We start from the raw sequence: 18151 nt of genomic DNA, 5'->3' as shown, positions 1-18151 counted from the left end.
GACACCATGGCGAACGGGCACCCCACGCGCGTCGCGTCCATCGGTCGTCGTTGGCTCCTGGTCCTCTGCGCGCTGGTGGCGCTGCTCGCCGGGACCTCGCACGCCCAGACCACCGACGACTTCTTCAACCCGGCAGCCGTCCAGCGCATCGATCTGCTGGTGAACTCGCAGGACTGGGCGAAGCTGCAGGAGAACTTCCAGGAGAACACCTACTACCCGGCCGACATGCGCTGGAACGGCCTCACCGTGCGCAACGTCGGCATCCGTTCGCGCGGCCTGGGGTCGCGCAGCGCCGCCAAGCCCGGCCTGCGCGTCGACTTCGACCGCTATGCGTCCGATCAGACCTTCCTCGGCCTGAAGTCCTTCGTGCTCGACAACCTCACGCAGGACCCATCGGGTGTGAAGGAGTCGGTGACGATGCGGTTCTACGCGCGGATGGGCGTCCCGGCGCCACGCGAGTCCTTCACGCGGCTCTACGTGAACAACCAGCTGGTGGGGCTCTACGGCGTGGTGGAGGCGGTCGACAAGGACCTGCTGGCGCGCGTGTTCGGCGAGATCGACGGCAACGTCCAGAACGACGGCTACCTGTTCGAGTACAACTACATCGTCGGATCGCCGTGGCGGTTCGAGTATCTCGGCAGCGATCTCGCGGCCTACGCCGAGCGCTTCGACGCCAAGACGAAGGAGAGCAGGAGCGACGCCGAGAAGTGGGGGCCGATCGAGGAACTGGTGCGCGTCACCAACGACACGCCGGCGGCGGCGCTGCCCGCCGCGCTCGAGGCGCGCCTGGACCTGCCGGCGTTGGTGCGCTACCTCGCGGCGCAGAACTTCGTGGCCGAGCCCGACGGATTCACCGGGTACGACGGCATGAACAATTTCTACTTCTACCGGGTCGAGGACGGCACCAGGCACGTGTGCATCGCCTGGGACGAGGACAACGCGTTCGAGACGCCGGACTTCCCGCTCACCCTGCGGCACGACGAGAACGTGCTCGTGCGCAAGCTCCTCGCCTCGTCGGCGTGGCGATCGCAGTACTTCGCCACGCTGAACGAAGCCGCCGTCTCGGCCGCGCAGGTCGACGAAGGCCAGGCCGAGGGCTGGCTGCTCGCCGAGATGCGTCGTCAGCTCGACCTGATTGCCGCGCCGATGCGCGAGGACACGTCCAAGCCGTACAGCAACGAGGAGCATGCCGCCGCCCGCGAGGCACTCCTGGCCTTCCCCACGGCACGCATCACGTACGTGACGTGCGAGGCCGCGCGAGCCACGGGCGCGCCGTTACCGGAGGGGTGTCCGCAGTAGGCTCACGGCCTGCGAGCGTCTTGGCCGTCACCGTCGATGACCAGGCGCAGCAGGCGGCGGCGCGACAGCGCGCCCCCCTCGGCAGCGAGCGCCTCCATCCAGGCCATCGCGGTGCGGCGGGCCCGACGCCGGCACACCCCTGACGGCGCGTGCGACAGCAGGGTCGTGCAGCACTCCGCATAGCCCCGATCGGGCCTGCGTCGCCAGCCCTTGCGAGGCCGGCGTTCCCGGGCGGCACGCCTGGCATCGGGCGTCGGAGCGAAACGCAGCACCTCGCGCAACCACGTGTCCGGCAGGCCGAAGCCCACGCCGACCGCTACCGCCGTGTCGACGTAGGGCGCCGCGATGACCACCCGGCCCTCGGCCAGCGCGGGCGCGATCTCCCAGCGCAACCTGAACACGAGATCGGCGGCATAGAGCAGCGCGAGCATCCTCGGCGACACCGGGTGCGCCGCTGCCGGCCCGCCGAGCAGGTCCTCGAAGACGCCCGAGGCATCCCATCGACTGATGGCGCAGTCCACGCCGCGAGCCCGCAGGTCGTCGGCAAGGCGCGCCGCCTCGGTACGCACGTCGCCGCCGCGTGTCGCGTCGACCGCGATCAGTCGAGCAGGTCGGGGTGCCGCTGCAGCCATTCGGTGAGCGCCTCGGCGCTGTGCGTGGACCAGGGACGACGGTCGGCGCCCTCGACCAGTTCGCGCACCTGCTGGTGCAACCGGTACACGGGCTGCGCCGCATCGACCTTGACGAAGCGGAAGATCACCGCGAGGTTCTCGTAGTCGGTGATCACGCGCTCGATGAACCGCGAGTAGCTCGCCACGGGATCGGCCAGGCCCGTGACGTCCTGCCCGGCCTGGTAGAAGCGTGGCGCGCGCGTCGCCGCCACGCGCCGGCGCGAGTCGCCGGCGTCGAGCGCGAAGTAGATCACGAGGTCGGGCCACACCAGCGGCGCGTACGCCTGCAGCAGCCAGTCGAGCTCGAGGCCGCGCGCGGCGTCGCGCGCCAGCGCCGTGAAGAGGTACCGGTCGGCGAGCACGGTCTGGCCCGCCCACGACGCGGGCAGGATGACGGTCTCGAGCCGATGCCGGAAGTCGACGGCGTGCAGCAGCGAGTACTCCTCTGCCGACAGCACGCGGAGCCGCGCGCGAGCCGTGATCAGCGGCTTCACGAGCGGCGACGAGGCCCATCGCGTCGTGACCACCTGGTGCCCGCGGCTCTGCAGCCAGGTGCGCAGCAGGCGCTGCTGCGTCGTCTTGCCGGCGCCGTCGGGCCCCTCGAACGCGATCAGCAGCCCGCGCCGCTCGTCGCGCGCCGCGATGGCGGCGGCAAGCGTCGCGAGGTCGGAGGGCAGAGGCGACATGCGACGCACTATATGCCGGGCACCGGGCACCGGGCACCGGGCACCGGGCACCGGGCACTGGGCACCGGGCACCGGGCACCGGGCACCGGGCACTGGGCACCGGGCACCGGGCACCGGGCACCGAGCAGCGGGCACCGGGCAGCCGGCACCGGGCACCGAGCACCGGGCACCGGGTAGCGGGCGCCGGCCAGCGGGCACCGGGCACCGGGCAGGCAGAACGCCCGTGGCGTCGACGATCTACTGCTTCACGAGCTCGACGCGCCGGTTCTTCGCGCGGCCGTCCTCGGCGTCGTTGCTGGCCACCGGGGCGAGTGGCCCCACGCCGCGGGCCACGAGGCGGGAGGCCGCGATGCCGTGCGTCGACACCAGAGCCTGCACCACCGCATCGGCGCGCGCCTGCGAGAGCTTCGTGTTGAGGTCGAGGGAGGCGACGTTGTCGGTGTGGCCCACCACGAACACCTTGAGGGCCGGGCTCGCCTTGAGCAACGAGGCGACCTCGGCCACGGCGGCCGTCGACTCCGGCTTCAACACGGCCTGCCCCGTGTCGAAGAAGATGCCCGGCACCTCCACGTGACCGCTGGTGGCCAGGCCGGCCTTGAACGCTTCCGCGCTGGCGACCACCTGCTGCGTCATCGCCTGCTTCTCGATGATGGTGAGCATGTACCCGCCGCCCCACGCGGTGTCGACCTGCGTCCAGACCTCCTGCCCCTGGGCCGTCACCTGCAGCGTCGTGTACCGCGCATCCTCGTACTTCGTGGTGCCGCCGATCCGCGCGATCGCCTGCTGGTGGTTGCGGATGATCGCCAGCGGCCCGGGCGAGGCCTTGCCGGTCGCGATCTTGTACCGGACCTCGAACTTGCGCCCCTCGACGGGGGTCTCGACGCCCTTCCCCGTGCGGAACGCGAACCTGTCGAACTCCACCGCCCTGCAGGAGACGATGTGCGTGTCGGCCATGCGCGTGAAGAGCGGATGGTCCTTGCAGTCCTTCACGTCGGCGTCGGGCGGGGCCTGCGCCGCGGCAAGGACTGGAAGGCCGCACAGCAGGCCGATGGCCAGCAACGGCGAACGCAACGATGAGGACGTCATGGGAGACCCTCCTCACGTCTCGGGCCGCAAGATCGGTGCCGCGCGGCGCGCACTCGCCACCTGCGTGCGCTCGCTCGGCCGCAGCGGCGACTGAGGACGATTCCGCAACCGTTCCGGAAGATCCCTCGGATGCCCGGGACTCACCCGCGCGACGCTGGCACGGCGTCGTCGGCCGCCGACATGCGCCGCGCCTTCCGTGCGGCCGCGGCGACCGACGGGGCAGTCGCCGCGATCACTGGCGTGGAGGATGGCCGCCGCCGTCCTCGGCCGCGATCACCACCGGCAGGGGCGGCCCGACGAACGTCACGCCGTGCGCGCCGAACACCGCCGCCATCCGTTCGAGCACGGCGGCGTCGGGCACGCCAGGCGCCTCCGGAAGCCCCGGCCATTCAGCCGGCGTGCTCACCGCCCGGAACGCCTCGTCGAGGCCGCCCGGCGTGTAGGCGTGCAGCAGGCGCGCCGTCGGCGTGAGCACGGCGAAGCCGTGTGCGATGCCACGTGGCATCAGCACCGCATCGCCGGCCGAGGCGAGGAGTCGCTCGGCCCCGCGCTGGAAGAGCACGGCTCCGTCGAGCACGAACCAGGTCTCGTCCTCGTGCGCGTGGACATGCAGGGGCGGCTCGCCGCCCTGCCGCACGAGCACCTCCCCGAGTGACAGGGCGCCGGCGCTGTCGGCCGCAGTGACGTGCCAGGTCATGAGCGCCCCCATGTGCCAGTCGACGGCGGCGGGGCTGGGCGTGAGCGGGGCGGCAGGCGTGATCAGGGTCGTCATGTCGGAACCTCCTCGTGCGACAAGCACGACCCGACGGTACGCGGCACGCCTGCGGCCAGGGAAACAGATTGTCGTGGTTGCACCTACAATCCTCCGTGGTGAGTGTCGAACTCCGGCACCTGCAGGCATTCGTCGTCCTGGCCGAGGAGCTGAACTTCACGCGCGCGGCGGCGCGGCTGCATGTCGTGCAGCAGGCGCTCAGCACCCGCATCCGTCAACTCGAGGACGACCTCGGCGTGACGCTGTTCACGCGCACCACCCGGCACGTCGCCCTGACACCGGCTGGGGAGACGTTGCTGACCCACGTGCCCGCCGCCCTGCAGGGCGTCGCCTCGGCGCTGGATCAGGCACGGCAGGCGACCGGGGCCGAGCGTGGTTCGTTGGTCCTGGGCCTGCTGGCCACGGCGCCACTCGACTTCACCCCGCGGCTGCTGCGTGCCCTGGCCGCCGAGTACCCGCACATCGACGTGACGATGCGGAACGTCGCCTTCGACGATCCGACCGGCGGCGTGCGCGCCGGTGAGACCGACGTCGCCCTCGTGTGGCGGCCGTTCGACGAGCGTGACGTCGCCTGCGCGCCGCTGTTTGCCGACGCGCGGGTCGCCGTGTTGCCGGCCGACCATCCGCTCACCGCGTCGGGGCTGGTCGAAGCCGAGGCCCTGGCGGCCGAACCGTTCGTCTGGGTTGACGACATGGATTCGGTCGCGCGGGACTTCTGGACCCTCGCCGAGGTGCGCCAGGGACGCCCGCCGAGGATCGGCGCGCACGTCACGGGCTTCGAGGATCTGTTCGCCGCCGTGCGGGCGGGCCGCGCCGTGGCGGCCTGTCCGGCGTCGGTGACCGACGCGCTGCCGTGGCGCGACGTCGTGACGCGGCCGGTGCGCGGCCTCGGTCCGGCCATCGTCGCCGCGTGCTGGCGGCGGACCGACGCCAACCCGCTCGTACAGGCGGTCGTGGCCTGCGCGCAGCGGCTGGCGCAGGGCGCTCCGGACGCCGACGCGCCCGTGCCTGCCCCGGCGGCGGCGCCCCGCCGCGCCGCTCGCCGCCGGCGCAACTGAGGCTCGCCCGGGCTGGCTCGGCCGGCGCGGGCGCCGCGCTGTGCTATCAAGGACAGGTGACGTCGATGGTCCCGCTGCCGGCGCCTGGTCGCACGCGGGGTGGGTCGAGTCGTCGGCCAGCCACGAGGCTGGCATGGGAGCCTGACACGTGCTGACCTGGAGAGACGTACTCGCCCGCGCCCGCGACGGCAACCCCGCGCCGGCGCGACGCGTCGAGCGCACCGACGAGGAGTGGCGGGCGCAGTTGAGCCCGGAGCAGTTCCATGTGACGCGCCAGCACGGCACCGAGCGCGCGTTCAGCTCCGAGATGTGCAGCCGGTTCGAGCCCGGTCGCTATGCCTGCGTGTGCTGCGGGACGCTGTTGTTCGACGCCGCGACCAAGTTCGAGTCGGGCACCGGCTGGCCGTCGTTCACGCAGCCGGTCGAGCCGGACGTGATCGCCTACACCGCCGATCACTCCTATGGCATGGTGCGCGTCGAGACCACCTGCGCGACCTGTGATGCCCATCTCGGGCACGTGTTCCCGGACGGCCCGGCGCCGAGCGGCCTTCGCTACTGCATGAACGCGGTGGCGCTCGACAAGCTCACCGACCTCCCCTGACGTCCCCACCGTCGACCTGAAGGTCGACGGCTACGTGCGGGGAGATGCCGACCGGCGGTGGGCGGCCGACGGTCGGCGTTCGGCGTTCGGCGTTCGGCGTTCGGCGTTCGGCGTTCGGCGTTCGGCGGTCGGCGGTCGGCGTTCAGCGTTCGGCGTTATCGACCGTCAGGCCTCACTTGCCCGAGTGCAGCCCGATCATGTTGCCTTCGGTGTCGATCGCCAGCGCGATGAATCCGAACTGGCCGATCGACATCTTCGGGCGATGCACGGTGCCGCCGGCGGCGGCGACGCGCTCGGCAGTCTCGCCGCAGTCCTCGCAGACGAAGTACACCAGCGTGCTGCCGCCCGACGGGACGCCAGCCATCCTGACCAGCGCCCCCGATGCGCCGGGGCCCTGCGAGTCCATGGGGAAGGCGAGCATCTCCACGCCCTCGCCCGACGGATCGGGCATCGGCTGCAGCGACACCTGCATCACCTGCTCGTAGAAGCGCCGCGCCCGATCGAGGTCCTGCACGTAGATCTCGAACCATCCGACTGGATTCATCTCGGCCATCGATGTCGTCCTTCGGGACAACGGCCGCGCGGGACGCGCGGCCGTGCGGTTGTCTGCCTTACACCAGGGCCTTGGCGTACAGCGCGAGCAGGCGGGCCCACGCCTTCTCGGCCAGTGGCTCGTTGTACACGCGGGAATCAGGCGGGCACCAGCCGTGCGCCGCGGCGTATACCTCGATCTCGGCGGGCAGGTTCGCCTTCGTGAACGTCTCGCGCAGCGCGTCCTTCTCGGTGGGCGCGCGCTTGTCGTCGTTCTCGGCGATCGCGACCAGGAACTGCGCGCGGGTCGCCGCCGCCTGCAGGTGCGGGCTGTTGGGCGCCTGCGTCACCAGGCCGCCACCGTGGAACGAGGCCACGGCGCCGACCCGATCGGGCACGGCCGCCGCGGTGCGGAACGCCATGGGGCCGCCCATGCAGTAGCCCTGCGTGCCGACCTTGCGACCGCGCGCGACCGGCTTCTGCTGGTCGAGCCAGGCGATGAAGGCCTTCGCGTCGGTCATGTGCGTGGCCTCGTTGAGGCCCTGCGCGAGCGGCCGCACCTGGTCGATCGGCGTCGCGCCGCCCTGCTCGGCGGTCGGGGCTTTCTTGACGCGATAGAACGGGTTGACGACCAGGACGGCGTAGCCCGACTCGGCCAGCCGCGTGCCCATCTGCCGGAACGCCGGACGCAGCCCGAAGATGTCGGGCCACACCAGCACGGCGGGCGACTGCCCGGTGGCCGGGTGCACGAAGAAGGCATCGCACGTGCCGTCGGGCGTCGTGATGCTCACGTCGCTCTGGGTCACGGTCACCGCACCGGCGACGCGCGGCAGCATCATCGACACGCCGGCGCCGAGCAGCACCCCGAACTGGCGCCGCGTCACCAGGCCGCGCGCTTCGTACTCGAGCCGATCGTGCTCGAACTGGTCCTGATCACACATCGCAGATCTCCCGACTGACGGCCGGGCGCCACGCGCGGCCAGTGTCGCATCCTACCCTGAGATAGCACCGATCGGAGCCGACGGGCGCCACCACTCGTGGCGAGCGCCGACGCCGGCGCGCGGCGGATCAGGCTACCTGAACACGTCCTGGGGCATCCGGCCGACGTCCGAGGTGTCTGGACGGAAGTCCATGTGCGCGAGCACGTCGCGGTCGAGGTCGAGCCCTGGCGCGATCTCGATCAGCGCCAGGCCGGCGGCCGTCAGACGGAACACCGCGCGCTCGGTGACGTACAGCACCTCCTGCCCGTTGCGCCGCGCGTACTCGCCGCTGAACGTGATCCGGTCGACGCGCTCCACGAACTTGCGGACCTTGCCGGGCGCGACGATCGACAGTCGCCCGTCGGCGAACGCGATGCGCGATCCCTGCGCGTCGAAGGCGCCGCAGAACACGACCTTCTTGGCGTTCTGCGCGATCTCGATGAAGCCGCCCGGGCCGATCAGCGTGCCGCCGAGGTGCGACACGTTGACGTTGCCGGCCGCGTCGGCCTCGCCCATGCCGAGGAAGGCGATGTCGATGCCACCGCCGCTGTAGTAGTCGAACTGCTCCACCGACGGCACGATGGCGTCGGCGTTGCGCGCGGCGCCGAACAACCGATCGTCGAGCATCGCGCCGTTGTGGGTGCCCTGCTCGACGCTCATCCACAGCGTCGGGCCGAGGCCCTGCTCCGCAATCACGCCGAAGATGCCACCCGGCATGCCGAACCCGAAGTTGAGCGACGCCCCTTCGCGCAGTTCCATCGCGGCACGTCGCGCCACGATCCGGCGTTCGAGCCTGTCGGGCAGCGCCACGTCACCCTGGCGCAGCAACGCACGCCGCGCGCCACTCACCGTGTCGTCGTAGCCGAGGCCGTAGAACTGCTCCTGCCCTGCATCGACGACCACCGCGTCGACCATGATGCCGGGGATGCGTACGTGCCGCGCGTGCAGGGCGCCAGGCTCGACCACCTGCCGCACCTGCGCGAGCACGATGCCGCCGCTGTTGTGCGCGGCGAGCGCCATCGAGTGCACGTCCATGTCGATGGCCTCGCCCTCGGGGCTGACGTTGCCACGCGCGTCGGCGAAGGTGCCGCGGACGATCGCGACGTCGACCCTGAACGGCTTGTAATGCAGCACCTCGCGGCCGTCGATGGTCAGCAGCTCGACGAGCGTGTCACGGCTGCGCGCGTTGCAGCGTCCGCCGTCGTGCCGCGGGTCGACGAACGTGCCGAGTCCGGAGTGGGTGAACAGGCCTGGCCGGCCGGCGCCGATTTCGCGCAGCAGGTGCTGGATGACGCCGCCCGGCAGGCAGTAGGCCTCGATCTTCTCGTCGCGCACCAGCTGCTGGATGCGTGGCGACCACGTGAAGTGCCCCGCGATCACCCGCCGCAACATGCCTTCGTGCGCCAGCCGGTTGGTGCCCCGCGATTCGCGGTCGCCCAGCCCGAGCGAGTGCACCAGCGTGAGGTCGCGTGGGTGTCCGGTGGCGAGGAAGCGGCGCTCGAGCGCCGCGAGGATGGCCTCGGCCGAGATCATGCCGGCGCCGTTGCCGCTGACGGCGACGGTGGCGCCGTCGTTCACGAGCGAGGCGGCCTCATCGGCAGACAGGAATCGCGTGGCGGACATGGGACTGTGTGGGAGTCGGGAGTCGGGAGTCGGGAGTCGGGAGTCGGGAGTCGGGAGTCGGGAGTCGGGAGCCGGGAGTCGGTCACGTGTTCGTGAACGCGGGGCGGCGCTTCTCGGCGAAGGCGCGGACCCCCTCGCGGCAGTCGTCGGTGGCAGCGGCCTGCGCGGCTGCCGACGCATGCTGGTGCCGCATGTCGCGGCGGGATGCGGCGAGCAGGCCCTTCACCAGGGCCACGGCCACCGGCGCTCGGCCACAGAGCGTCTCCACCCAGGCTGCACGCTGCGCGACGAGGGCGGCGTGGTCGGGCGCGACCGCCGTCACCAGGCCCCAGGAAAGAGCCTCCTCGGCGCTGATGGGCGTGCCCAGGAGGGTGAGGTGCGCGGCACGACCGGGCCCGACGACCTCCGCCAGCCGTCCCACGCCGCCCCACCCCGGGATCATGCCCAACCCGACCTCCGGCGTCCCGAACGTCGCGCCGGCCACGGCGACGCGCAGGTCGGCGGCGAGCGCCAGTTCGAGCCCGCCCCCAATCGTGTGGCCGTTGATCTCCGCGAGGACGGGCATCGGCAGGGCGGCGATGCGCGCCAGGACGTCGGCGCCACGCTCGATCCATTCGCGCGCCATGTCGAGCGGCGACAGGCTGCCCCACGCCGCGATGTCGCCGCCGGTGCAGAAGTGCCGCTCGCCGGCCGCACACAGCACCACGGCCCGCAGGTCACGGTCGCGCGCGGCGTCGTCGACCGCCGTGCCGATCGCCGCGAGCATCGGCATCGTCAGCGCGTTGCCCTTCTCGGGACGATTGAGCACGATCTCGAGCCATCGCTCGTGCCGCGTGACGAGAACCGTCGTGTCGTGAGTCATGGTGGCCACTCCGTGTGCACCGCTCAGCAGACGTCGAGCAGGCGCGACATGCAGGTCTGGAGCACCTCGCGCTCGGGACGCACCCACCAGTCGGTCGCCGAGAAGATCTCGACTTCCACCGGCCCGGTGTACCCGGCGTCCTCGAGCAGCCCGCGGATCCGCCGCAGCTCGATCACGCCGTCGCCCATCATGCCGCGATCGGTGACGAGATCTCGCGTCTCGCGCAACCAGTCCGACACGTGGTAGCCGAGCACGCGCCCGTCACGGCACGCCCGCGTGATGCCCGTCTCGAGCGCGGGATCCCACCATACGTGGTACGCATCGACCATCACGCCGAGCCCGCCGGCACGCTCGGGGTCGAGCACGTCGCACCAGTCGAGCGCCTGCGCGAGCGTGTTGACCACGGCGCGCGCCGCCGCGCCCATCGGGTGGATCGGCTCGATCGCCAGCGACACGCCCGCTGCGCGAGCGCGCTCGAGCAGCGCGCCCACGCCGTCGATGGCCTGCTGCCGCGCCGCAGTGATGTCCCGCAGGCCCTCCGGCACGCCGCCGACCACGAGCACGAAGCTCACGGCGCCGAGCTCGGCGGCCTCGTCGAGGGCCCGGGCGTTGTCGTCGATGGCCGCGCGACGCTCGGACTCCGAGGCGTGCGTGAAGTACGTGGAGCGACAGTACCCGGTCACCACGAGTCCCCGGTCGCGCAGGCGGGCCGCCACGTCGGCCGGGCGGCGCCCATCGAGATCGCGTCGCCACGGCGCGATCGCCCCGAAGCCGGCCTCGGCGCACCGGTCGATGACCTCCTCGATCGGGCTGCGATGGCCGAGCGTCGCGGTGTTGAGCGCGAGGGCCTCCCGGTGCTGTCGGAGGTCGCGCATCAGAATCTCGGCACCGTGAGCCCACCGTCGACGGTGACGGCCTGTCCGACCGTGTAGATCAGTCGTCCCTCGGCCATCGCCCGCACCGTGGATGCGACGTCCTCCGGCTGGCCCCAACGGCGTGCCGGCACCAGGCCGCCTGCGATCGCCTCGTCGTACTGGGCTCGGACCGGCTGCGTCATGGCGGTGGCGATGATGCCGGGGCGCACCTCGTACACGCCGATGCCGGCGTCCGCGAGCCGCAGCGCGAACAACTGCGTCGTCATGCTCGATGCGGCCTTCGACACGCAGTACTCGCCGCGCGCGATGGACACGGCCACGGCGTTGCTCGAGGTGACGTTGACGATGCTGCGGTGCTGGCCGGCGATCTCGCCCTGCGCCAGCATGTGGCGTGCGGCGACCTGCGAAAGGAAGAAGACCGCGCGCGTGTTGACCGCCAGGCAGCGGTCGAAGCTCTCGGGCGTGACGTCGAGCAGGTCGCCGCGCGACCGCACGCCGACGCCGGCGTTGTTCACGAGGCAATCGAGACGGCCCCAGCGCGACACGGCCGCACCGACCAGCGCCTCGTGCTGCTCGATCCGCGCGACATCGATGGCGATCGCCGCCGCCTCGACGCCGAGCCCCTCGACCTCGCGGCACGTCTCGCGCAGTGGATCGTCGAGCACGAGATCCGCCAACACGATGTCGAAGCCACCGGCGGCGAGCGCCAGCGCGCACGCCCGCCCGATGCCGCGCGCGGCGCCGGTGACGATCGCGACAGGTCGGTGGGACGTGGCAGGCACGGTGGCGTCGATTCTTGCCCACAGCCCGACCGTGCGCCAAGCCCATGCCGACCACCGTGCCAATCAGCAGGTGTAGGCGTCGGCCTTGGCCGACGCATGGGGCGAGTCGCCCGACCACCCCGGCCGCGGCTGGCGTCGTCCTAGAATCGTCTCTCGATGGCGACACGTCGTCGGTGGCTCCCTGGCTGATGTCAGCCGGGCGCGACGGCCGGCCGGTTCGCCCTTGAACGTGCCGCCGACGCCTGCGTCCGACTTCCTCCTCGGGACCAGCGCGCCTGTTCGCGCGACGATGGGACGCCGGGCTGGGAGGCCCTTTGGACCATCGTCGGCGGACTGGAAGGCGGGCGTGCGGTGGCGTTCACGTCGGGCGTGGCGGCGGTAGCCGGCGGAGGTGCGCATGAGCCTGTTCTACGACGAGCTCTCGGAGTGGTGGCCGCTGATCTCCCCGTTGACCGAGTACGCGGAGGAGGCCGGCGAGATCGCGCGACTCATCGGCGAGCGGCGGCCAGAGGCTCGCACCCTGCTAGAGCTCGGCAGCGGCGGCGGCCATGTCGCGCACCACCTGAAGGGCCGCTTCGACTGCGTGCTGACCGACGCCAGCGAGCCAATGCTCGCCATGTCGGGCCGCGTCAACCCCGAGTGCGTGCACGTGGTGGGCGACATGCGGACCCTGCGCCTCGACAGGACGTTCGACGTCGTCCTCGCGCACGACGCCATCGACTACATGACCACGGAGGAGGACCTGCGCGCGGCGATCCGCACGGCGTGGACGCACCTGGCGCCAGGCGGCCTGGTGCTGCTCATTCCCGACGACGTCGCCGAGACGTTCGAGTCCGGCACTGACGTCTCCGGCAGTGATGGCGACGATGGGCGCGGGGCCAGGCTGTTCGAGTGGTCGGATGCGCCATCGGCCCCGGGCGGTCCCGCGCGCGTGCACTACGCGTTCCTGTTGCGCCGCGGGGACGGCAGCGTGCAGTCGTTCTACGAACGCCACGAGGTGGGGCTCTTCCCACGCGCCACGTGGGAACGGCTCCTCGGCGATCAGGGATTCGTTGTCGAGGTGGTCGAGGAGCAGACAACGGAGGACCGCGCGCCGCGCCTCTTCTTCGTCGGCCACAAGCCCGGGGCCGGCCGTCAGCCCTCGACGAGCATCAGGCGCGCAGCGTCGCCGTGATGCCGTCGCGATAGCTCGTCGCGGTCATGCCCAACGCCTGTTCTGCCTTCGTGCTGTCGAAGCGGTAGTCGTGCTCGAACTGGTACATCATCTCCATGTTCTCGCGCAGCACCGGCACGAAGAGCCCCATCAGCCGGAGCATCCAGCGCGGCGCGACCTGCAGGCCGTAGGGGCGCGCCGCGATCTCGCACGCCAGGCGCACGTACTGCTCCCCGGTGATCGGCTCCTTGCTCGTCAGGGCGTGCCACACCTGCCCGTACGCCTCGGGGCGGTTGGCCAGGCGCGCCACCGTTTCCGCGGCGTCGGGCGTGTAGGTGAAGGTGTGCACGGCCTGCGCATTGCCGATCCACTGCGGCGTCCGGCCGGCCTTCAGGCGTTCGGTCACGGTCGCGTGGGTGAGACTGAGCGTGGCGCCGGGGCCGTAGAAGTCGGCGGCCCTGACGATCATGCCGCGCAGGTCGCCGCGCGCCACTTCCTCCATCAGCGTCGTCGCGATGCGGGCCCGGACCTCGCCCTTGCGGCTGCACGGGTTGTACGGGGTCGCCTCGGTCATCGGGCCGTCGACCCGCCCGTAGGCGTAGACGTTGTCGAAGAAGACGAGCGCGGCGCCGTGACGCTTGCACGCGTCGATGGCGTTGCGCATCACGCGCGGCCACTGGTCGGCCCAGACGCGCGCGTCGTACTTCAGGCCGGCGAGCAGGTAGGCGACGTCGGCGCCCGCGACGGCGTCCGCGGTAGCGCGTGCGTCGAGGAGATCGGCGGCGACCAGCTCGTCGGTCTCGTTGACGCGGGCCGGCGTGCGCGCCACCTGCCGCACTCGATCGGTATGACCCGGCAAGCGCCGGGCGAGTTCGCGGCCGACCACGCCGTTGGCGCCAAGGATGACCTGCATGGCGAAATTCTAGCTGGAGCGCTGCCGCGTGCAAGCGCGCGCCATCGCGCTCGCCTCGGAGCCCCTGCCGATGCCCTCGAGCTCTTGCGTAGGCTCACTGGAAACCTCTTCCTTTCATTTTTTCAAGCGCACGCTCGCGCTTCGCCCTCTCGATCGTGCGCTATGCTGCCTGCGGTCACATCAGTCTGCGTGACAGGCGGGGCACGGCTCCGCGATCGTTTCCTGCCGATCACCGGACGTGCGTCACGTGCGGCGACTGGGTCCCCTGACGCGCAAGGACCGCACTGCATGCCGACCATCGACGAGTGGTGCCCGACCGGTGTCGAGGGCCTCGACCACATCCTCGGCGGCGGACTCCCCTGCGGCTGCGTCTACCTGGTCCAGGGCGACCCGGGCTCCGGCAAGACGACGCTGGCGCTGCAGTTCCTGTTCGAGGGCCTGCGGCGCGGCGAGTCGGCCCTCTACGTGACGCTGTCGGAGACGCGCGCGGAGCTCGATCGGGTCGCGCGCTCGCACGGCTGGACGCTCGACGACATCGCGCTGCTCGAGCTCGCCGCCATCGAGGCACTGCTCACGCCGGACGCCCAGACCACGGTCTTCCATCCGTCGGAGATGGAGCTGAACAGCGTGGCGCAACTGGTGCTCGACGAGGCGCGCCGCATCAGGCCCGCGCGCGTCGTCTTCGACTCCCTCTCGGAGTTCCGGCTGATGGCGGACACGCAACTGCGCTATCGCCGTCAGCTCCTGCACCTCAAGCAGGCGTTCTCGGCGCTCGGCAGCACCGTGCTGCTGCTCGACGACAAGATGGACGGGGCGCGCTGGGGCGCCGACCCGCACATCCTGAGCCTCACGCACGGCGTCATCGAGATGGAACAGCTCGCCCCCGACTATGGACGGGCACGGCGGCGCGTGCGCGTGCAGAAGATGCGCGGCGTCGCCTTCCGCGAGGGCTACCACGACTACAGCATCGAGACCGGCGGGTTGCGCACCTATCCGCGGCTCGCGGCGACCTCGCATCCGGTGCCCTTCACGCGCGAGGGCGTGTCGAGCGGCCTGCCTGAGCTCGATGCCCTGCTCGGCGGCGGGCTCGACCGCGGCACCACCACGCTGATCCTCGGCCAGGCGGGCACGGGAAAGTCGACGATTGCGCTGCAGTTCCTGACGCGCCTGGCAGCACGGGGCGAGGCAGGACACCTGTTCGCCTTCGACGAGACCCGCAGCATCGTACTGGCCCGCGCCGACGCGCTGGGCATGCAGCTGTCCAGGCACGTGGACGCGGGCACGATCCACCTCCAGCAGGTCGATCCAGCGGAGCTGTCGCCCGGCGAGTTCGCGCGGCGCATCGTCGGCGCCGTGGAGGCCGGCTGCAAGGTCGTCGTGATCGACTCGCTGAACGGCTACCTCAACGCGATGCCAGGCGAGACGTACCTGAGCAACCAGCTCCACGAGCTCTCGACGTACCTGAACCAGCAGGGGGTCGTGACGATCTTCATCCTCGCGCAGCACGGGCTCGTGGCGGCCGCGGAGGCGCCCGTCGACCTGAGCTACCTGGCCGACACCGTCGTCAGCACGCGCTTCTTCGAGGCCTCGGGACGCGTGCGGAAGGCCCTGTCGGTCATCAAGCGCCGCAGCGGCCCGCACGAGACCACCATCAGGGAGCTCGCCCTGGTGGGCGACGAGGGCCTGCGGATCGGCGCGCCGCTGACCGAGTTCCAGGGCGTGCTGACCGGCATGCCGGCCTTCCGCGGCGACGTCACGCAGATGCTGGACTGACGCCGATGACCGTGGGCCATCCCGACGAGCGCGTGGTCATCCTCGCCCCCGTGGGTCGCGATGCGTCGGTGATCGGCGCCGTGCTCACGGCCAACGGCGTGGCCTCGAGTGTGTGCGTGGCCATCGAGGAGGCCTGCCGCCGGATGCTTGAGGGCGCCGCGGCGGTTGTCCTCACCGATGAAGCCCTCGAGGGCCCCGACCTCTCGCTGCTGCTGCAGCAGCTCCGGCAGCAACCCCCGTGGTCGGAACTGCCGCTCGTCATCCTGACGCGCGGGGGCGAGCCACGGGTCGCGCGACTGCTCGAGCTCGTCGCGTCGGCGGCAGGCGGGGTCACCCTGCTGGAGCGGCCGATCGGCGCGTCGACGCTCCTGCGGGCCGTCGACGTCGCGCTGCGCTCGCGCCGCCGCCAGTACCAGGTGCGCGACCTCCTGCAGGCCAAGGCGCACCTGTCGGCCATCGTCGAGTCATCGGACGAGGCGATGCGCATCGCCGGCCACAGCTTCCGCCAGCTCGTCGAGCAGTCGCCGTTCGGCGTGTATGCCGTCGATGCCGACTTCCGGCTCGTGCTCGTGAGCGCGGGCGCCCAGGCGGTGTTCGCCAACGTGAAGCCACTGCTCGGTCGCGACTTCGAGGACGTGTTCCGCTGCCTGTGGCCCGATCCCTTCGCGAGCGAGGCCCTGCAGCGCTTCCGCGACACGCTGGCGACCGGCCAGCCCTATCACTCGCGGCGCACCGTCGAGCGGCGCGCCGACAGCGGCGCGACCGAGGCCTACGACTGGAAGATCGAACGCATGGTGCTGCCCGACGGGCGGCTCGGCGTCGTCTGCCACTTCTACGATCTCTCCGAGCGGCAGCGGTACGAGGCCGAGCTGCGCGCCAGCGAGCACCGGTACCGCGCGTTGCTGGACGCGACCAGCGCGGTCACCTGGACGTGTCCGCCCTCGGGCCTGCACGTGACACCGCAGCCGACCTGGATGGCGTTCACCGGCCAGACCGCGGAGGAGATGCTGGGCGACGGCTGGATCGGGGCGGTGCACCCCGACGATGCGGAGGGCGCGGGCGCGCGTTGGGCCGACGCCGTGGCGCGCGGCGTGCCGTACCAGAGCGAACACCGCCTCCGCCGGCGCGACGGCCAGTGGCGATGGATGCGGGTCACGGCCGCGCCGGTCCGCGACGGCGCGGGCGAGGTCGTCGAGTGGTTCGGCGCGGCGGTCGACGTGCACGATCAGAAGTCGGCCGAGGAGCAGTTGCGTCAGGCCGACCGACAGAAGGACGAGTTCCTGGCCGTGCTCGCCCACGAACTGCGCAACCCGCTGGCGCCGATCCGGACGTCGGCGGCCCTGCTCAAGTCGCTGCCGTCGCCGGATCCGCTGCTGGCGCGGAGCCGCGGCATCATCGAGCGACAGGTGACGCACATGGCGCGCCTGCTCGACGACCTGCTCGACGTGTCGCGGCTGTCGCGCGGCACCCTCGTGCTGCGCCGGACACGCGTCCGGCTCGAGGAAGTGGTCGCAGCGGCGATCGAGATCGCCGCGCCGCTGATCGAGCAGCGCGCCCAGGTGCTCGAGGTCGACGGACTGGAGGCGGCGATCGAGCTCGAGGCCGATGCGGCCCGCCTGATCCAGGTGTTCGGCAACCTGCTCACCAACGCCTCCAAGTTCAGCCCCGCACAGGCGACGATTGCCATCACGGTCCGCCTCGATCAGGGGACGGCGATCGTGGTGGTGCGCGATACGGGCGCGGGCATCCCCGCTGAACACCTCGAGTCGGTCTTCGAGCTGTTCACGCAGGTCGATGCGACGCGCCAGGCCAGCTCGGGAGGGCTCGGCATCGGTCTGGCCCTGACGCGGCGGCTCGTCGAGTTGCACGGCGGCACGATCACCGCCGCCAGCGCCGGCCCGGGACTCGGCAGCACGCTGACCGTCCGCCTGCCCGCCGTACGCGCCGCGCGCGAGGCCCCGCCCCGCCAGCGCACGCTGGTGGCGGAGGTCTCCCCGCCTCGCCGCGTGCTCGTCGTCGACGACAACGCCGACGCCGCCGACACCATCGCGTTGCTGCTCGAGGGCCTCGGCTGCGAGGTCCACACCGCGTACCGGGGCGAGGCCGCGGTGCTCGACGCCGAGGCCTTCCGGCCCGACATCGCCATCGTCGACCTCGGGCTGCCCGACGTCGATGGACGCGAGGTCTGCGGACGGATCCGTTCCCAACCCTGGAGCCGCGACGTGGTGATGGTGGCCCTGACCGGGTGGGGGCGCGACGCCGACCGGCGCAGCACGCAACTGGCCGGCTTCGACCGCCACCTCACCAAGCCCGCCGATCCCGACGCGTTGCTTCACCTCATCAGACACCTCCCGCAGCCGCGAGCGCACACCCAGGGGCGCTGAGATCGGCAGGGAGCCGGGCCCTCGGTGGTCACCGGCCGCAGCGACCGGGAATGGCGCCCGCAGCAGGCCCGCCTGTCAGGGCTGACAGGTGCCGGGCACGGC

At 71.7% G+C, this 18151-nt stretch carries 17 protein-coding genes; 6 read left to right on the top strand and 11 right to left on the bottom strand.

Annotated features, from left to right (window positions below; translation table 11 throughout):
• Positions 1–6: 6 nt before the first annotated feature.
• On the top strand, positions 7–1299 hold the full coding sequence (locus tag TBR22_RS04665) for a CotH kinase family protein (protein ID WP_239491792.1): 1293 nt from the start codon (positions 7–9) through the stop codon (positions 1297–1299).
• 2 nt (positions 1300–1301) lie between these two features.
• Here the strand turns inward: TBR22_RS04665 and TBR22_RS04660 are convergent, their stop codons facing one another.
• The 4 genes from TBR22_RS04660 to TBR22_RS04645 all read right to left on the bottom strand — a co-directional run bounded on the left by TBR22_RS04660 (position 1302) and on the right by TBR22_RS04645 (position 4514).
• Complete coding sequence (locus TBR22_RS04660) at positions 1302–1868, bottom strand: hypothetical protein (protein WP_239491791.1); 567 nt, start codon at positions 1866–1868, stop codon at positions 1302–1304.
• A gap of 29 nt (positions 1869–1897) precedes the next feature.
• Positions 1898–2656, bottom strand: a complete 759-nt coding sequence (locus TBR22_RS04655) for a hypothetical protein (RefSeq protein ID WP_239491790.1) — start codon at positions 2654–2656, stop codon at positions 1898–1900.
• A 237-nt stretch (positions 2657–2893) separates the two neighbouring features.
• Positions 2894–3742, bottom strand: coding sequence for an OmpA family protein (locus tag TBR22_RS04650; protein ID WP_239491789.1), 849 nt, complete (start codon positions 3740–3742; stop codon positions 2894–2896).
• 232 nt (positions 3743–3974) lie between these two features.
• Positions 3975–4514, bottom strand: coding sequence for a cupin domain-containing protein (locus TBR22_RS04645; RefSeq protein WP_239491788.1), 540 nt, complete (start codon positions 4512–4514; stop codon positions 3975–3977).
• A 98-nt stretch (positions 4515–4612) separates the two neighbouring features.
• Between TBR22_RS04645 and TBR22_RS04640 the strand changes: the two genes are divergently transcribed.
• Positions 4613–5572: a LysR family transcriptional regulator gene (locus tag TBR22_RS04640; RefSeq protein ID WP_239491787.1), complete on the top strand. Its 960-nt coding sequence runs from the start codon at positions 4613–4615 to the stop codon at positions 5570–5572.
• A gap of 148 nt (positions 5573–5720) precedes the next feature.
• Positions 5721–6173: a peptide-methionine (R)-S-oxide reductase MsrB gene (gene msrB, locus TBR22_RS04635; protein WP_239491786.1), complete on the top strand. Its 453-nt coding sequence runs from the start codon at positions 5721–5723 to the stop codon at positions 6171–6173.
• A 172-nt stretch (positions 6174–6345) separates the two neighbouring features.
• Here msrB and TBR22_RS04630 read toward each other — a convergent pair whose 3' ends face one another.
• From TBR22_RS04630 to TBR22_RS04605, 6 genes are all read right to left on the bottom strand, one after another.
• Positions 6346–6717, bottom strand: coding sequence for a VOC family protein (locus TBR22_RS04630; protein ID WP_239491785.1), 372 nt, complete (start codon positions 6715–6717; stop codon positions 6346–6348).
• A 67-nt stretch (positions 6718–6784) separates the two neighbouring features.
• A complete protein-coding gene (locus tag TBR22_RS04625; RefSeq protein ID WP_239491784.1) occupies positions 6785–7645 on the bottom strand; it encodes a dienelactone hydrolase family protein in 861 nt (286 codons plus the stop codon).
• A 132-nt stretch (positions 7646–7777) separates the two neighbouring features.
• A complete protein-coding gene (locus TBR22_RS04620) occupies positions 7778–9307 on the bottom strand; it encodes an acyl CoA:acetate/3-ketoacid CoA transferase (protein WP_239491783.1) in 1530 nt (509 codons plus the stop codon).
• A gap of 82 nt (positions 9308–9389) precedes the next feature.
• Complete coding sequence (locus tag TBR22_RS04615) at positions 9390–10169, bottom strand: enoyl-CoA hydratase/isomerase family protein (RefSeq protein WP_239491782.1); 780 nt, start codon at positions 10167–10169, stop codon at positions 9390–9392.
• 23 nt (positions 10170–10192) lie between these two features.
• Complete coding sequence (locus tag TBR22_RS04610) at positions 10193–11044, bottom strand: sugar phosphate isomerase/epimerase (protein ID WP_239491781.1); 852 nt, start codon at positions 11042–11044, stop codon at positions 10193–10195.
• On the bottom strand, positions 11044–11826 hold the full coding sequence (locus TBR22_RS04605) for a 3-ketoacyl-ACP reductase (RefSeq protein ID WP_239491780.1): 783 nt from the start codon (positions 11824–11826) through the stop codon (positions 11044–11046). The genes TBR22_RS04610 and TBR22_RS04605 overlap by 1 nt, the downstream gene beginning before the upstream one ends.
• A gap of 397 nt (positions 11827–12223) precedes the next feature.
• On the opposite strand from TBR22_RS04605, the gene TBR22_RS04600 reads away from it, so the two are divergent.
• Positions 12224–13000, top strand: a complete 777-nt coding sequence (locus TBR22_RS04600) for a trans-aconitate 2-methyltransferase (RefSeq protein ID WP_239491779.1) — start codon at positions 12224–12226, stop codon at positions 12998–13000.
• Here TBR22_RS04600 and TBR22_RS04595 read toward each other — a convergent pair.
• Entirely contained in the window at positions 12978–13892 is a 915-nt protein-coding gene (locus TBR22_RS04595) for an NAD-dependent epimerase/dehydratase family protein (RefSeq protein WP_239491778.1), read from the bottom strand. The two genes, TBR22_RS04600 and TBR22_RS04595, sit on opposite strands and share 23 nt — an antisense overlap.
• Positions 13893–14180: 288 nt before the next feature.
• On the opposite strand from TBR22_RS04595, the gene TBR22_RS04590 reads away from it, so the two are divergent.
• Together TBR22_RS04590 and TBR22_RS04585 are read left to right on the top strand one after the other, a co-directional pair.
• Positions 14181–15665: an ATPase domain-containing protein gene (locus tag TBR22_RS04590; protein ID WP_239491777.1), complete on the top strand. Its 1485-nt coding sequence runs from the start codon at positions 14181–14183 to the stop codon at positions 15663–15665.
• A 5-nt stretch (positions 15666–15670) separates the two neighbouring features.
• A complete protein-coding gene (locus TBR22_RS04585; RefSeq protein WP_239491776.1) occupies positions 15671–18049 on the top strand; it encodes an ATP-binding protein in 2379 nt (792 codons plus the stop codon).
• Positions 18050–18151 lie beyond the last annotated feature (102 nt).

This window comes from Luteitalea sp. TBR-22 (assembly GCF_016865485.1).
Classification (GTDB): domain Bacteria; phylum Acidobacteriota; class Vicinamibacteria; order Vicinamibacterales; family Vicinamibacteraceae; genus Luteitalea.
Note: the sequence above shows the minus strand (reverse complement) of the source record. Positions and strands in the feature narration are given on the sequence as shown.

Excerpts from the sequence above, each read along its gene's own strand:
- TBR22_RS04665 (WP_239491792.1), top strand. The coding sequence starts at position 7 with ATGGCGAACGGGCACCCCACGCGCGTCGCGTCCATCGGTCGTCGTTGG.
- TBR22_RS04655 (WP_239491790.1), bottom strand. The coding sequence starts at position 2,656 with ATGTCGCCTCTGCCCTCCGACCTCGCGACGCTTGCCGCCGCCATCGCG.
- TBR22_RS04650 (WP_239491789.1), bottom strand. The coding sequence starts at position 3,742 with ATGACGTCCTCATCGTTGCGTTCGCCGTTGCTGGCCATCGGCCTGCTG.
- TBR22_RS04645 (WP_239491788.1), bottom strand. The coding sequence starts at position 4,514 with ATGACGACCCTGATCACGCCTGCCGCCCCGCTCACGCCCAGCCCCGCC.
- TBR22_RS04630 (WP_239491785.1), bottom strand. The coding sequence starts at position 6,717 with ATGAATCCAGTCGGATGGTTCGAGATCTACGTGCAGGACCTCGATCGG.
- TBR22_RS04625 (WP_239491784.1), bottom strand. The coding sequence starts at position 7,645 with ATGTGTGATCAGGACCAGTTCGAGCACGATCGGCTCGAGTACGAAGCG.
- TBR22_RS04620 (WP_239491783.1), bottom strand. The coding sequence starts at position 9,307 with ATGTCCGCCACGCGATTCCTGTCTGCCGATGAGGCCGCCTCGCTCGTG.
- TBR22_RS04615 (WP_239491782.1), bottom strand. The coding sequence starts at position 10,169 with ATGACTCACGACACGACGGTTCTCGTCACGCGGCACGAGCGATGGCTC.
- TBR22_RS04610 (WP_239491781.1), bottom strand. The coding sequence starts at position 11,044 with ATGCGCGACCTCCGACAGCACCGGGAGGCCCTCGCGCTCAACACCGCG.
- TBR22_RS04600 (WP_239491779.1), top strand. The coding sequence starts at position 12,224 with ATGAGCCTGTTCTACGACGAGCTCTCGGAGTGGTGGCCGCTGATCTCC.
- TBR22_RS04595 (WP_239491778.1), bottom strand. The coding sequence starts at position 13,892 with ATGCAGGTCATCCTTGGCGCCAACGGCGTGGTCGGCCGCGAACTCGCC.
- TBR22_RS04590 (WP_239491777.1), top strand. The coding sequence starts at position 14,181 with ATGCCGACCATCGACGAGTGGTGCCCGACCGGTGTCGAGGGCCTCGAC.
- TBR22_RS04585 (WP_239491776.1), top strand. The coding sequence starts at position 15,671 with ATGACCGTGGGCCATCCCGACGAGCGCGTGGTCATCCTCGCCCCCGTG.